Raw genomic sequence first — 499 nt, forward strand, 5'->3', positions numbered from 1 at the left:
CGCCGTCTTCGAACCAACGAATATGAAGATCTTTAGAGGCAAAGGAAACGTCTTTCACTTTGCTAAATGGCTTGAACCAATCAATGCGCTTGGCCTGCTCAGCCCAGAACGCATCGGGATCGTCCATAGAAGCGTTATACATGTCAAAATAAGTCTTCTCATTAATGCTTGAAGACGCTTCTAAATCTGCGGGGACTGGATAGACGTGATGCTCCGACATTGCTTTTCCTCTTATTGTTCTGTGGAGGGTCAGCAATCCTTCTCGAAGCAATCCGCTTAGTTATCTGCTTTAAGCTGAGGCGCCAAACCCAATATTGTCAGCACCAAAAAACTACGCTCAGTCCTGACTTGAGTCAACCAGGGAGGCGTATTTTATCGACTCGAGTAAGGTCTCGAGCGGAACACTATTCGATGAACTTCTAATCTGCTCAGCCAAACTCGCTTGCGAACCGAAGCCTCTCTCATCATAAACCGCGTCAGCAGCCGCCTCTTGAACCTC

The 499-nt window shown here is 47.5% G+C and carries 1 protein-coding gene; it reads right to left on the reverse strand.

The window, feature by feature from the left end; all coding sequences use genetic code 11:
• Positions 1-220, reverse strand: a 220-nt coding sequence (locus tag A3751_RS23375) for an acetyl-coenzyme A synthetase N-terminal domain-containing protein (RefSeq protein WP_304438995.1), incomplete at its 3' end; no start/stop codon positions are given.
• Positions 221-499: the final 279 nt, after the last annotated feature.

The sequence above is a fragment of the Oleiphilus sp. HI0080 genome, assembly GCF_001635135.1.